The organism is Pseudomonas sp. SWRI111 (assembly GCF_014268555.1).
Taxonomy (GTDB): domain Bacteria; phylum Pseudomonadota; class Gammaproteobacteria; order Pseudomonadales; family Pseudomonadaceae; genus Aquipseudomonas; species Aquipseudomonas hamedanensis.
Window position 1 is genome coordinate 1 of the sequence record NZ_JABWQQ010000044.1, and the last position, 14,261, is coordinate 14,261.

Here is a 14,261-nt window from a genome sequence, read left to right on the forward strand (position 1 = left end):
GGCTACCGCAACCGCTTTCAGGCCACGCCATGGGACGTGCCCAACCGCCCGCCCCTGCGCCACCCGAAACCACGCATCCTCGGCAGCCAGAGCGCCGTGGTCACCGGCCCGAAAGGCGAAGAAATCCACTGCGACGAATACGGCCGCGTCAAAGTCCAGTTCCACTGGGACCGCGAAGGCCAGGCCGACGACAAGACCAGCTGCTGGCTACGCGTCTCCAGCGCCTGGGCCGGCGCCCAGTACGGCGGCATCGCCATTCCGCGCATCGGCATGGAAGTGCTGGTCACCTTCCTCGAAGGCGATCCCGATCAGCCCTTGATCAGCGGCTGCCTGTACCACAAGGAAAACACCGTCCCCTACGCACTGCCGGCGAACAAGACCCGCAGCACCTTCAAGACCCTGAGTTCCATGGGCGGTGGTGGCTACAACGAACTGCGCATCGAAGACAAAAAAGGCCAGGAACAGATCTACCTGCACGCCCAGCGCGACTGGGACGAGAACATCGAACACGACCAGAAAATCCGCGTCGGCAACGAACGCCACGACACCGTGGAAAAGAACAGCTACACGGAATTCAAAGCCGAAGAACACCACACCGTCTACGCCGACCGCAAAGTCGAAACCCGCGCCAACGACCACCTCACCGTTGGCGTCAACCAGCACATCAAGATCGGCACCGGCCAGTTCATCGACGCCGGCCAGGAAATCCACCTCAGCAGCGGCATGAAAGTGGTGATGGAGGCCGGCGCGGAACTGACCCTGATGGGCGGCGGCAGCTTTATCAAGATCGATGCCGGCGGCGTGACGATGAGCGGGCCGGTGATCAACATGAACTCCGGCGGTAGCCCTGGCAGCGGCACCGGTGCGGCGCCGTTGATGCCGGGCGTGTTGAAACAAGCCGATGCCGACAAGGCCGGCCAAGTCCTGACCCCGGCGCAAATCAACACCCTCAAACGCAACGCGCCGTTCTGCGAAGAATGCGAAAAATGCAAGGCAGGTGCCTGTGCCATCTGAACGAATCACCCCCAAGGACTGGCTGGCGCAACAGCCGCTGCAAAGTGGCGAGCGTTTGTATCTGGTCATCAGCGCGGCGAGTGATGCCGAGCCGCTCAAACCTTTCTATCAGCAAGATCACGCAGCGCAACTGCTGCCAATCTGGAGCGGAACGCCCTACGCCGATTGGCTTCCCGTAATGCCGTATCTCGCCGAGATCACCTCCCACGCCAGTTTTCTGCAATGGATAGCTGAAACCGACGCATTGGACTGGGGTTGGCTAGCTGTATCCACAAGCACGCCGGAGACCGTGCTGGAACATTTGCGCAGCCTGACTCAGGTGAAAATGCCGGACGCTACCGAAGTGTTTTTCAGGTTCTGGGATGGTAGACATCTTCATCCGATCATCGAAGGGTTAGGTGCCACAGCAGGTGAGTTGCTGCCAGTGTTCCAACGTTACCTGATCAACGGACACGCTCTCGAAGTCGGCAGAAGAGCGGTACCTCCTGCAAAAGAGTGGCCTTGGTGGGAGATTCCTCAAACGCTATTGGATGCCCTCGCGGCAAAGGATCAAACCACCGTCGTCGAGAACCTGATGCAGTGGCTATCAGAAGATTGTCCTGAGTTGTTCTTCGAATTCCCCGAAGCCAATTTGCGCAGAAAGGTTGAGCGCTTCGTGCGCCAAAACCCAAACACAGAAGATATGGCAGAGCGTCTCGCTGCACAGCTGACAAAGGAAGTCACGTCATGAATACCCCGATTGGTACCCTGGTCCTGCGAGTGCTGGACGCCAAAGCGCCCGACGTGAGCCTGATTCTCAAGGACTTCAAAAACTGCCTGAGCGATTACAAAGAATGGGCAGACGGGTTTTGGAGTGGCTGGGCACTGGACGTCGATCAGACCTTCAAGGTCGGCAACGAAGTCAGCGTGACAGAACGCAAGACCAAGACTGGCGCCGTTGAAACCTATGCGACCTGCCCACTGGTGGGTGATTTCACGCTGATCCACATGTTTGAGTCAGCGCGATTTGTACCTATCGGAAATACTCCAGTGAAATTGGAGCCAGTCACCAAAGGCACCTTTTACGATGACGTTACCGGTCCGGTCATCGAAACCATGATCGGCCCAAGCGGCATCAAAGTGATCGAGGGGGCCAAGAAGGGCCAGACCTATCGCATCACGTTCTTCCCCAACGTATCCCAGAGTGACGTCAAAGCACTCTATGACTCCTATCAAGGCGTTATCGGCAAGCTTGAAGGCTGGCTGCAAAGCGAATGGTCGAGCAAGTTTCAACCGCAGTGGGCCAGCTACTCGGCGGCAGATCGTGCGGGGCGCTCGGTCATTTTGCTCAAACGAGCGCTTGACGGTTTTGAGCAAGCTCTACTCCGTCTGTGGGATGACATCAAAAACCTGTTCGACCTGCTCGCCCACCCTCAAAAAAACTACGCAAAACTCAAAGACTATTTGTCGGACGTCGAAATCGACAAGCTATACGCTGCTTCGAAAGAGTCCATTGCTTCAGGGTTGCTGATCCTCAGCGACGAACCGCTGATGTTCATCTATGTCTCGGCGATCGTGGCTTGGGTCGGCATGCTCCCGCCGCAGGTCATCGTCGACGTTATGACAGCGATCGCTTCGGAGTTTCTGATCAACGTACTACTGGGTATCTGCCTGACAGGTGGCGCTGGACTTGCGGTAAGAGCCGGGACAAAAGTCATCACCACGGTCAAATCGGGCGAAGCAATCAAGTACCTGGACGATCTTGCCTCGACCCTAATGACACTCAGCAACAAACACGCCCTGCCCGCCCACGCGCAAGCGTCGAAGCCCATCATCGCCAGCGCCAAGAATGTGCCGATGAAGCCTGCCAAAACCGCAGCGCTGAAAATCGATGAAGCTACTACCGAAGCACCAAAGGCTGCCCCGGGGAAGGCTGAGTCCAAAAGCCATGTAGAGGGGCTCCCGCCCAGAAGCCAGCTGCCGAAAACTGCAGATACTCCGAAACAGGAAGTCAAAGAGGCCTCTTCGTTTCCACGAGATAAAAAGCAAAATCAGACCACGCTTCAGCCAAAAGAAAAGGTCGACGACGCTCCCGATCAATCCAAGACGCCCGACGACAAAAGTGCCACCTGCGCCAAGAAAACCTGCACCAATGGCTGCCCGGTTTCGATGGTGACGGGTGAAGAGCTGTTGACGATTACCGACGGTGAACTCGGGGGTTTGCTGCCCTTTACATGGACGCGTCTCTATCGCACCAGTGCGGCGGAAATCGACTGCGGCCTCGGTTATGGTTGGAGTCACGCCCTCGCCCAGCGGGTGGACATCAATGGCGATGAAGTCGTTTGGACTGACCACGAAAATCGTGTCACGACCTTTCCGATGCCGAGCGAACAGCGCCCGGCAATCACCAATAGCCTTTCGGAAGCGGCTATCTTCATTGGCAGTGATCCTTCGGAGCTCGTTCTCACACAGGCTGGTGAACGTAAGCAGTTCTATCACTTCCGCTTCAACAGCAAAGGCGCGACGCTGATTGCTATCAGCGACAACTACGACAACCGCCTGCACATCACCCGTGACATCCACGGTCGGATCAAGCGCGTGGACAACGGGGCCGGTCGAGCACTTCTGGTTCGGTATGACCGCAAACACATCATCGCTATCGACTATCAGCAATTTGTCCCGGCAGACACACTGGAAGATGCGTGGAGCACCGTCCAGACCCTGGTCACCTACACGTACGATGCTCAGCAGCGCCTGACCAAAGCCACGAACGCTGCCGGTGAGTCTGAGCGTTACACCTACAACGAACAGAACGTCATTCTCGAGCGGCAACTTGCAGGTGGCGCGAGCTTTTACTGGGAGTGGGAAAAGGAAGGCAAGTCCGCGCGTTGCATCCATCACTGGGCCAGTTTCTCGCAGATGGACGCGCATTACGCCTGGGATGACAACGGTAGTGTCACGGTAACCAACGCCGATGGCAGTGAAGAAATCTACACCCACGATGACCAGGCTCGGCTCGTCGCCAAGGTCGATCCGGATGGTGCCGAGCACTTAAAAGCCTATGACGACAAAGGCCGACTGATCGCCGAAAAAGACCCGATGGGGGCGGTCACGGAATATCAGTACAACGAGGCCGGCCGTTTGATCGCGGTGATACCGCCAGAAGATGCGCCGACTACCTACGAGTACTACAAGGGCTTTGTCCGTGTGGTGAATCGCGGTACCGCCAAATGGGTCTACTGGCGTAACGACCAGGGTGACATCACTGAACAAGTCGACCCGGACGGCAATTCGACGCATTACACCTATGATCGCCAAGGACGCCTGCTGGAGATCCGCCATCCTGACGGTAGCCGTCACCAACTGGGGTGGAACAATCTCGGCCAATTGCTGGAGGAGCGTCTGCCGGACGGCGGCCAGCGTAAGTACCGCTACGATGCGCTAGGCCGACAGATCACACGTCAGGCTGAAACCGGAGCGATTACTCATTATCAGTGGGATGCAGCCAATCGGCTGGCACAAATCACTCTGCCCGGCGGCGCTACCCGTGCCTTCACCTACAACCCATACGGCCGCGTCACTGCAGAACGCGACGAACTGGGGCGCATCACCCGCTATGAGTACGCCGACAATCTCCATCTGGTCAGCCGTCGAATCAATCCGGACGGCAGCCAACTGCGCTATCGCTACGATAACGCGCGCCTTCTGCTCACTGAAATCGAAAACGAACGCGGTGAGCATTACCATCTCGATTACTACAGCAACGGCCTGATCCAGCAGGAAACCGGCTTCGACGGGCGTCGCACTGCGTACGAGTACGACCTCAACGGCAAACTGTTGAAGAAAACCGAGTTTGGTGACGACGGCAGTGAGCTGGTGACCGAGTATCAGCGCGACGCTGCCGGCCGACTGCTAGTGAAGACCCTGCCGGACGGCGAGGAAATTCACTACAGCTACGACGCACTTGGCCGCCTGGTCAACGTGGACGACGGTCATTGGCCGCTTGCCTATGAATATGATGTGCAGGATCGGCTGATAACTGAGCATCAAGGCTGGGGCACCACACGTTACGAATACGACAGCGTCGGACAGCTCAGTCACTGCCGACTGCCGGATGGCAGCACACTCGATTATCGCCACCAACCCGGCGGGCATCTGAGCAGCATCGACCTCAACGGCACACGCCTGACTTCTCACCAATTCAATGCCGGTCGTGAACAGCAACGCCAGCAAGGTCTGCTGCTCAGCCAATACCAATACGACGAACAAGGTCGCCTGCAAGCGCACAGCGTCAGTCAACGTGACAAAAACGTGCTCCAGCGTCGCTACACCTACGACGCCAACGGCAATCTCGCCGGCATCAATGACAGCCGTAAAGGCAATCGCAGCTACCACTACGATCCGCTGGATCGCCTGATCAACGTACGTGGCGCAACACCCGAAAGCTTTGCCCATGACCCTGCTGGCAACCTGCTCGGTCAAACCGACACACCTGTTGCCAACCTCGCCAACGTCAAAGGCAACCGTCTGCTGATGCAGGGCGACCGCCACTACGGCTATGACGCCTACGGCAACCTGGTCCAGGAGCGGCGCGGAGCCGGCCAGAAACTCGTCACTGAATACCGGTATGACTGCCAGCATCGCCTGGTCGGCGTAAGACTGCCGGGCGGCAGCACGGCTTCTTACAAATACGACGCCTTCGGCCGCCGCATCGAGAAAGCCGTCGACGGACACACCACCGAGTTCTTGTGGCAAGGCGAACGCTTGATCGTTGAAAGCGGGGATAGCCGTTATCGAACTTACATCTACGAACCCGGTAGTTTCCGTCCACTGGCGATGCTCGACGGAGAAGGCCCGGTAAAAGCGGCCCCGTTCTACTACCAACTCGACCATCTCGGCACGCCGCAAGAACTCACCGACTACAGCGGCGAAATCATGTGGTCGGCGAAATACCGTGCCTATGGCAATGTCGCAGCGCTGGACGTGGCCGAAATCGACAACCCGTTGCGCTTCCAGGGTCAGTATTTCGATGCGGAGACGGGGTTACACTACAACCGGCACCGCTACTACAATCCGGGGACTGGACGGTTTTTGACGCCTGATCCGATCAAGCTTGCGGGTGGGTTGAATAACTACCGGTACGTGCCAAATCCTACAGGTTGGATCGACCCATTAGGACTAGACACAACTCCTATTGATTGCCCTGGCGGAGCAAATTGCACCCCTCCAGTTAAAACGTTGGATGAGCTGGTTCCTGGGGGCAGCGTACCCAGCGTAAAAGACGGGGCATTCAACAAATGGTTCAACGAACTCACACCGGAAGAATTCGATACCGTCTGGTCAAACGAAGACTATAAAAACTCAATCAAAGATAGGTTAAGGTACCCTGGTGGCATGCATGAATGGCACATGGTTTCGAGGGCGGACACATTTAAGCGCTGGGGTGTAAGTGCAGAGCAAATTTATGAGCTACGCACTGCCATTTCTGACGTAAAATTTGTGAATCCTGCTGGTCAACATGGCGGGAAGGGATCTACTAAAGCACACAATGAAATTCTTAAAATAATTGACAACTCGAAAGATTATGGTGAATTCCGCCAAGGCCTTAATGAGTGGGCTAGTCGTAGGTTAGATGGCGGCGTGGACGCGCTTCCTTCAGGGCTAAAAAAGTGAGGATTTTGTATGAAAAGAAAAACAGTATCGATTTGGACTGCTAACTCTGACTGGCAGCCAACCGTTCTTAGAGAAATAATGACACCGGTATATTCCGAAGATGGAGCATCCTTAGGCTCCGAATTCACAAATGCGTTCTCACTTGGCTTCATTGACGATGACGTAATCGAAGCAGATATCGTTGAGCCAACCAATCTTTTGGAAGAAGCCATTCAAGGCTTCTCTTACGATTCAGACATCGCATCTGATATAAAAAGAAAAAACACTCCTACAACACCCTCATTATTTAATACCGTAATCGCAATTTACGATTTTACATATAAGGGCACCCCAAAAACCCGTACGTTACGAGAAATAGAAATTACATATCGTGGCCATTTCGAATACCAAGAATAACACCCAAAAACACAAAAAAAGAGGACAAACGTATCTTCTAGGCACCGAAAATAAATCTGCCCCCCTTTTCTCTTAGAGGAGGTTCTTCCCTACGAGCAGATTCAACATCCAGATGATGCCGCATATCAGGAAATAAGTTTCGCTATATTTGAAAGGCCGCCCAGCGGAGACCGCAAAATTATACTAATCAAATTATAATCATTAATTGAAAATCAGACGAGCAATATCCATCGAACAGACAAGCAATCGGTAACAGAGGTTTTAAAAAAGCTAACCACAAACACAAACATAAATAGCGAACCCGCAGGGTTCTTTCATAATTTTATTTAAAAGTAGTTCTTCTGATGCCCATTTGTCCCGTCCTCATTAGCCCCGAAACCAGATGATCCGAGATTTAGCTAGGAAGTATCAAACGGGCGAGAAAACGGAGCTTACCGAATGGGTCCCAGGCGGAGCTACCAAAAGCGGAACAAAATAGGCAGCTTTGATCGGCTCGGAAAACGTTACTCACAACAGCGATATTGGAACATTGTTGAAAACTTTGATGACTGGGAAAAGCTACAATGAAGACTACTTTTGAAACAGCTTTAGAACTTCATGAAATATCCGACTTCTTTAAAGGCAATGGAAAATATTTTGCCCGCGGCTCCGATTGGGGCGACCATCTCTTCGTTAGCAACTGGCAGGAAATGTGCAGAGTTTTAAAACATCAAAAAGCGGCACAAAGCCTGCTGACCACCATATTTGAGGATTACGCAAAACATTTAAAAGAAGATTATTTAGATGCAGAAGGATTGTTTTCAAACATAAGCGCTTACTATACACTCAAAAGCAAAATCGCATTCCTGTCGGCCAACAATTACGACTTAATTGAAAGCCTTGACGAGAAAACCAAAAAAAACATAGAAAAACTATTCCGCATCCTTAGACAGCAGTACGACATAGAAAACAAAGATTTGCCAAAGTACAAATTTGATGATGAAATCGAACGACTAAAACTCAAAGGCTGTCTAATTAATCTCGAACATCTTTGAGCAAGACATATAACACTACGACCTCATGCGACCAAATGCCCTCACGGATAAATATTAGATCATTTTATGGCAACGCAATTACAGCCCTGAGTTTAGCACATAGACATATGCGATGATGCAGCACAACAACTCCACCTAGATGGACAAATAGTAAACCTCGACAAACCAGGCATATTTCCAGTTCCGTAAAAAACCGCCTCTTTGCGAAAAACCATAAAGAGTACTGTGATCCACAAGGCCTGAGTTGTGCGCGGGATGGCTCAATCCTACCCGGAGGAGGTGTGTAACTTCTCAATGCTTCGAAAGATAATTATGAAAAAAACACCCAATTGAGCAGGCGAAAGATGAATCAAGCTCTCCTCCACGAAATTGCTAAACGCAACGGATTTATTGTTGCATTATTTTCCGATCACCCAGATTTTTTTTCATCTTGGTCATTACGAGTAACAAAGAGCAATACCACATATATGATTGACAACGACGGAAGAAATGAATGGTTGATTCTTTACAAGGAAACTTCTCCAAATAAATATCAAGAATTAGACAAAAAAACATCTCACACAATGAATAATAATGAAAAAGCCAACATATGCGAAATATGGCTTCAAACAATCTCAAATTAATGATTCCAGACTGCGGAATTTCCTTTGGCAAGGCGAACACCTGATTGTAGAAAGCGCAGAGAACCGCTACCGCAGCTATGTCTACGAATTGGGTGCCTTACGACCGTAGGCAATGCTCGACGGCAAAGGCCCACGCAAAGCTAAGCCGTTCTGCTGCCAATTCAACCACCTCGGCACGCCGCAGGAACTCACCGACTACAGCGTGACAGGTACACCGCCACGCTGGGAGACGATTTTCATCAAGCTATGGCAACCGCTTCAGGCTACGTCATTGAACGCGCCGAATCGCCCACCGTTGCTCTCGCCAAAACCGCGCTTCCTGCGGCAGCCAGACAGCTCTGGTCACAGGCGCAAAAGGCAGTGTCAGATCTTTCTAACCACGATCCACTACTGCTTTCCTCCAGTCCGCAGGCAAAAAAATCGCAGCCTGACACTGCGATTTTTTTAAACGGTAACTTTAAACCGCCGCCAACCGCACCTGCTTCTCCAACTCCACCTTCAACCCCGGCTCCAATTTCAACTGTCGCGCCAGTTCGTCCAGATAGCTCTTCTCCATAAAGTTCTCCTCATCCACCAACATCACACTGGCGATGTACATCTCTGCCGCCATTTCCGGCGTGCTCGCCGCGCGAGCGACGTCGGTAGGGTCGAGGGGTTTGTTCAGTTCGGCGTGGAGCCAGTGTTGCAGTTCCTGATCGTTGTCGAGTTTTGTGAACTCGCCTTCGATCAGTTCGCGCTCACGATCATCGATGTGGCCGTCGGCTTTGGCGGCGGCGACCAGGGCTTTGAGAATGGCCTGGCTGTGCTGCTCGACCTGTGCCGGAGGCAGACGGTCGAGGGTTTGCGGTTCCCGTTGGGGAGCGCTGCCTTTTTGCGCGTTGTAGTTGCCGTAGGCCTTGTAGGCCAGAACGCCCAGCGCGGCGAGGCCGCCGTAGATCGCGACTTTGCCGCCGACCTTGCGCACCTTTTTATTGCCGAGCAGCAGGCCCATCGCGCCTGCGGCCAATGCACCACCGCCCGCGCCAGAGAGCAGGCCGCCAAGGCCGCCACTACCAGAGGCGCCGCCCAGCAAGCCGCCCAAGCCACCACTGGCCGATTTGTTCTGAGCGCCGCCGGCCTTGTTCTGCAGCATTTCCTGCCCGGACTTGAGCAGTTGATCGAGCAATCCACGGGTGTTCATGTTCCGCCTCCAAACAAGGGTTATCCGGATCTAAGGCCCTCAGCCTAGTTCGAAAGTGCCCGAACCCGACCTGCGAGTGTGCTTCCAGATGTTGCTCGATCACAGCGGACGCTTGGATATGCACTCATGCCGATCTATCAGAACCCACCACGGTTGACCCTGATGATGGCCCTGCGTCAAACCGTCATTTCATTGCAGCGGGCAGGGACTCGCCAGAACCCTTTGGCCCCGCTACCGGGACGGTGCCGGGATCAGAAAGACGAAGCGCATTATCAAAAAGAAAGCTCTGCCTGATCGTGTTTCAGCAAGGAAATCCGCTCGAACAACCTGATTTTTTCGTTGGCTTTTTGCTTGGCGTGCTCGGACATGAACGCAATCAACTCTTCGAGCTGACAGACGTCACCCACTACTTTGAACGACTTTTCTTTATTGACGAAAACAAGGGACTTCTTCTTCCTCGACAGTAGCTCTATGACGTTGCTCAGCGTACCGGTGCTTTTTGCGTCCCAGATCATCAATCCGTAGTCAGCCTGTTCTGCCATCGCTACGTCTTTTTCAGTAAAAAAAGCTCTCGACCCCTTTGAGTGTCTGGATTCGACTGTTTTGGCGGACCATTGACCAAGGTTGTTACGCGGCGCTGAACCGCTGCAAAAAACGGTGGTTTTTGACCGCTCGAGGCTCAACAAATACTCCTGAATCGAAGTATCGGCGCCACCCGCATCACCAACAACCACCTCAAAATCAGACGCCACGATATTATTGATGCGCTCTTTAACCTTTGGATCAAGGTTCTTGATATTGATAGAGCCAGCAATAAATACAGTTGTCATGGGTTCATTTCCAAGTTAGCGCTGCTACATAAATCTTTCCAGCGCCCAGCCTTGATCCAAGGGCCGAGCACCTGCAGCGATGCGCAAGATTCAAACAAATAACGGAAAAAACACTGGTTAGGGTTGGTCACGCTGGCGTGAGCGCAAAAACAGGCATTTCCTACAGATGTAGCCTTCATGAAAAAGCCTAATTTCCTACGCTGTGCGTCGAAGGAGTAGACTTGTCGCCGCGAGCGCCTAACCGATACGCTTTATCCCGTCGCTGCCAATTCAGCGACCCGGGGTCGAAGCCGGAAACTGTCAAAACGGTGCTTGCATGCCCTCCATTGAACTGCGGATTTTTCATGGCTTCAGTTCTGTTTTATGGCGGGCCGTGTGGCGCGGGCCTTCCGGCTTTACCGTTTCGACAGGAAGCAACCCGACTTCGAACGCCCCTCGGCTCGCCACCCAATTTTTCGAAGAATTGGTGGCGACTTTCCAACTCGAAACGGAAGTCACTAAATGTCTACGCAAATCCAGAATCCGCCGTCCACGCACTTCACCCCCACCGTCTTCACCCGCCACAACCGCTTCCTCCACGCGTTCATGCAAGACCACCAAGCCTGGTTCTGTGTCCAGGATCTCGGACGTCTGATGGGTTATCCACTGAACGAACGCCTCACGCTGAAACTCGATCCCGACCAGCGTCGCAAAGTCCTCCTGCGCCGGGACGGCGAAATCCTCGATTGCGCAGTGGTCAGCGAGTCCGGACTGTTCGCCCTCCTCGTCCATCACTTCGTCCCGGAAAACCGTCACCTGCGCCAATGGCTGAGCCATGAGGTCATTCCGACGATGCGCGAAATCCATTCAAGCCCACAGGAAAACCACCCGTGCCTGAGTTCGATGCATTGGGCGGGCGTTACCGTGCCGTTGCTGCACTGGCAACAACAGGCCTGGGTCAAATGGCGTGATGTGCCGGAGTTGATGCACGGCCAGCGGCCGTATCCGGTTCAGGGAAGTTGTCGCTAAAACCTGGTGAGCAAATTCTGTGGCGAGGGAGAAAGCTCCCTCGCCACAGGTTTATTGAACCGGCCTCCGTGAAAGTCAAATGGCTTTCACGGTGCCTGCCCCGGCGTTAAAACCGCGAAACACTCCGCATCGCATCCACCAGATACCGCATGGCTATCCGGTCGCTCTCCGACAGCTCTCGATAACGCTCCACCAGTTTTAATTCTTCGGAGTTGAGCCGGCGTCTTCTGCGCCCGCCGCCCAAGCAAGGGAAGATGCCCAACATTTCGGTGATGCCCTGTATTTTTGCCATGGACGATGTCCTTCTCTATTGAGTCAAGAAACTGCAAAACCCCACATCGCCCTGCCTCTTCGAGCAGCGTCGTGTGCCCTGCCGGCACGAAGGCTTGTATCCGGTCTTGCCCATAGAATAGGAATTAAATCGGCGCTGAAAAGCAGTTTTTAGAGTAATTAATCGAAAAAAGCAGATATGCCCTCTAAATCAGAAGACCCTGTCGGAAATTTAACCGACATGTCTTGTTTCATTGACGCGCCATCGCTGTGCTATCAACGAATTTTGCTATTCGAGCGAACCGTTTAAGCTAGCCGGCATCTGTTACTAGTCCGCTGCGTTTGGCCAAAGGCATGTCCAAACCGATATTTCTGATCCAGCACGTGCCAGGAAAGGCGCGGGATTGCACACGACAGGTTGTATTTATGCATCGCAGGAATTTGCTCAAAGCGTCCATGGCCATCGCGGCTTACACCGGTCTGTCGGCCACTGGCCTGCTGGCTACGCGTGCCTGGGCTGCCAATGGTGGCGCCGCCGATGGGGAGGCCCAGGCCTTCGATTTCGAATCGTTGAAGCGGCAGGCAAAGCAGCTCGCCGGCAGCGCCTATCAGGATACGAAGCAGGTCTTGCCGCCAACCCTGGCGACCATGACGCCGCAAAACTTCAACGCGATCCGCTATGACGGCGAACATTCCCTGTGGAAGGAAAACAAAGGTCAGCTGGACGTGCAGTTCTTCCACGTCGGCATGGGTTTCCGCCAGCCGGTGCGCATGTACAGCGTCGATCCGAAGACCCGCATGGCGCGCGAAGTACATTTTCGCCCTGCCTTGTTCAACTACGAAAACACCTCGGTCGACACCCAGCGGCTCAAGGGTGACCTGGGGTTCGCCGGCTTCAAACTGTTCAAGGCGCCGGAACTGGATCGTCATGATGTGGTGTCGTTTCTCGGCGCCAGCTATTTCCGTGCCGTCGATGCCACTGGCCAATATGGCCTGTCGGCGCGTGGTCTGGCGATTGACACTTACGCGAAGAAGCGCGAAGAGTTTCCCGACTTCACTAAGTTCTGGTTCGAGACCCCGGACAAGAACGCCACACGCTTCGTAGTCTACGCCCTGCTCGACTCGCCAAGCGCCACTGGCGCCTATCGCTTCGACATCGATTGCCAGGCCGAGCGTGTGGTCATGGAAATCGACGCGCACATCAACGCGCGCACTGCCATTGAACAGTTGGGCATTTCGCCAATGACCAGCATGTTCAGTTGCGGCACCCACGAACGCCGCATGTGCGACACCATCCACCCGCAAATCCACGATTCGGATCGCTTGGCAATGTGGCGCGGCAACGGCGAGTGGATCTGCCGACCGCTGAATAACCCGGCGAAGCTGCAATTCAACGCGTTCGCCGACAAGGACCCGAAAGGTTTCGGCCTGGTGCAGACCGACCACGAGTTCGCCAATTATCAGGACACCGTCGACTGGTACAGCAAGCGCCCGAGCCTGTGGGTAGAACCGACAACCGCGTGGGGCGAAGGCTCTATCGATCTGCTGGAAATTCCTACGACCGGCGAGACGCTGGATAACATCGTCGCGTTCTGGACGCCGAAGAAGCCGGTGGCTGCCGGCGATTCGCTGAATTACGGCTACAAGCTGTACTGGAGCGCGCTGCCACCGGTCAGCACGCCGTTGGCGCGGGTGCACGCGACCCGCTCGGGCATGGGCGGCTTCACCGAAGGCTGGGCGCCGGGTGAGCATTACCCGAAGGTGTGGGCGCGGCGCTTTGCCGTGGACTTCACCGGTGGCGGCCTGGAGCGCCTGCCGCAGGGCACCGGGATCGAGCCGGTGGTGACCTGTTCCAACGGCAAGGTGCAGGACTTCAGCGTGCTGGTGCTGGATGACATCAAGGGTTACCGGATTCTGTTCGACTGGTATCCGACCGACGACAGCGTAGAGCCGGTGGAGCTGCGCTTGTTCATCCGCACCAATGACCGCACTTTGAGCGAGACGTGGTTGTACCAGTATTTCCCGCCGGCGCCGGAGAAGCGCAAATACCCTTGAGGTTTCGTAGCGTCTGACAGGGCCTCATCGCGAGCAGGCTCACTCCTACAGGGGATCGCATTCCAAAATGTAGGAGTGAGCCTGCTCGCGATAGAGCCAGACCAGGCAACCGATGATTTTCAGGATCGAGTAGGAGGCGGATTTACATCCGCCGTCCTCTCACACCACCGTACGTACGGTTCCGTATACGGCGGTTCAG

At 54.4% G+C, this 14,261-nt stretch carries 11 protein-coding genes; 8 read left to right on the top strand and 3 right to left on the bottom strand.

Annotated features, from left to right (window positions below; translation table 11 throughout):
* The 6 genes from tssI to HU755_RS26740 all read left to right on the top strand — a co-directional run.
* Window positions 1-1,014: type VI secretion system tip protein TssI/VgrG (gene tssI, locus HU755_RS26715; RefSeq protein ID WP_186638227.1), on the top strand; the 1,014-nt coding region annotated here is incomplete at its 5' end.
* Window positions 1,004-1,744 (top strand): DUF4123 domain-containing protein, encoded by a 741-nt coding sequence (locus HU755_RS26720; protein ID WP_346655447.1) that lies wholly within the window; start codon window positions 1,004-1,006, stop codon window positions 1,742-1,744. The genes tssI and HU755_RS26720, both read left to right, overlap by 11 nt.
* Window positions 1,741-6,666 carry an RHS repeat-associated core domain-containing protein gene (locus HU755_RS26725; RefSeq protein WP_238350051.1) on the top strand — a complete coding sequence of 1,642 codons (4,926 nt, stop codon included), beginning with the start codon at window positions 1,741-1,743 and terminating at the stop codon, window positions 6,664-6,666. The genes HU755_RS26720 and HU755_RS26725 overlap by 4 nt, the downstream gene beginning before the upstream one ends.
* A 9-nt stretch (window positions 6,667-6,675) precedes the next feature.
* A complete protein-coding gene (locus HU755_RS26730) occupies window positions 6,676-7,062 on the top strand; it encodes an immunity 22 family protein (protein ID WP_186638229.1) in 387 nt (128 codons plus the stop codon).
* A gap of 563 nt (window positions 7,063-7,625) precedes the next feature.
* The gene (locus tag HU755_RS26735) at window positions 7,626-8,096 is read left to right on the top strand and encodes a hypothetical protein (protein WP_186638232.1); all 471 of its coding nucleotides are present in this window, start codon (window positions 7,626-7,628) and stop codon (window positions 8,094-8,096) included.
* 344 nt (window positions 8,097-8,440) lie between these two features.
* The gene (locus HU755_RS26740) at window positions 8,441-8,719 is read left to right on the top strand and encodes a hypothetical protein (protein WP_186638233.1); all 279 of its coding nucleotides are present in this window, start codon (window positions 8,441-8,443) and stop codon (window positions 8,717-8,719) included.
* 457 nt (window positions 8,720-9,176) lie between these two features.
* Here HU755_RS26740 and HU755_RS26745 read toward each other — a convergent pair whose 3' ends face one another.
* Together HU755_RS26745 and HU755_RS26750 are read right to left on the bottom strand one after the other, a co-directional pair.
* Window positions 9,177-9,899: a tellurite resistance TerB family protein gene (locus HU755_RS26745; RefSeq protein ID WP_186638236.1), complete on the bottom strand. Its 723-nt coding sequence runs from the start codon at window positions 9,897-9,899 to the stop codon at window positions 9,177-9,179.
* 272 nt (window positions 9,900-10,171) lie between these two features.
* Complete coding sequence (locus tag HU755_RS26750) at window positions 10,172-10,729, bottom strand: hypothetical protein (RefSeq protein WP_186638239.1); 558 nt, start codon at window positions 10,727-10,729, stop codon at window positions 10,172-10,174.
* A 501-nt stretch (window positions 10,730-11,230) separates the two neighbouring features.
* Between HU755_RS26750 and HU755_RS26755 the strand changes: the two genes are divergently transcribed.
* Window positions 11,231-11,737 (top strand): Bro-N domain-containing protein, encoded by a 507-nt coding sequence (locus tag HU755_RS26755; RefSeq protein WP_186551107.1) that lies wholly within the window; start codon window positions 11,231-11,233, stop codon window positions 11,735-11,737.
* 106 nt (window positions 11,738-11,843) lie between these two features.
* On the opposite strand, the gene HU755_RS26760 is transcribed toward HU755_RS26755, so the two are convergent.
* Window positions 11,844-12,029: a hypothetical protein gene (locus HU755_RS26760; RefSeq protein ID WP_016771524.1), complete on the bottom strand. Its 186-nt coding sequence runs from the start codon at window positions 12,027-12,029 to the stop codon at window positions 11,844-11,846.
* A gap of 404 nt (window positions 12,030-12,433) precedes the next feature.
* Here HU755_RS26760 and HU755_RS26765 point away from each other — a divergent pair, with 404 nt between their 5' ends.
* A complete protein-coding gene (locus tag HU755_RS26765; RefSeq protein ID WP_186638242.1) occupies window positions 12,434-14,062 on the top strand; it encodes a glucan biosynthesis protein D in 1,629 nt (542 codons plus the stop codon).
* The last annotated feature ends 199 nt before the right edge of the window (window positions 14,063-14,261 follow it).

Bases quoted from the DNA above. Each gene is read 5' to 3' on its own strand.
- HU755_RS26745 (WP_186638236.1), bottom strand. From the start codon at position 9,899: ATGAACACCCGTGGATTGCTCGATCAACTGCTCAAGTCCGGGCAGGAA.
- HU755_RS26725 (WP_238350051.1), top strand. From the start codon at position 1,741: ATGAATACCCCGATTGGTACCCTGGTCCTGCGAGTGCTGGACGCCAAA.
- HU755_RS26730 (WP_186638229.1), top strand. From the start codon at position 6,676: ATGAAAAGAAAAACAGTATCGATTTGGACTGCTAACTCTGACTGGCAG.
- HU755_RS26755 (WP_186551107.1), top strand. From the start codon at position 11,231: ATGTCTACGCAAATCCAGAATCCGCCGTCCACGCACTTCACCCCCACC.
- HU755_RS26760 (WP_016771524.1), bottom strand. From the start codon at position 12,029: ATGGCAAAAATACAGGGCATCACCGAAATGTTGGGCATCTTCCCTTGC.
- HU755_RS26765 (WP_186638242.1), top strand. From the start codon at position 12,434: ATGCATCGCAGGAATTTGCTCAAAGCGTCCATGGCCATCGCGGCTTAC.
- HU755_RS26740 (WP_186638233.1), top strand. From the start codon at position 8,441: ATGAATCAAGCTCTCCTCCACGAAATTGCTAAACGCAACGGATTTATT.
- HU755_RS26735 (WP_186638232.1), top strand. From the start codon at position 7,626: ATGAAGACTACTTTTGAAACAGCTTTAGAACTTCATGAAATATCCGAC.
- HU755_RS26750 (WP_186638239.1), bottom strand. From the start codon at position 10,729: ATGACAACTGTATTTATTGCTGGCTCTATCAATATCAAGAACCTTGAT.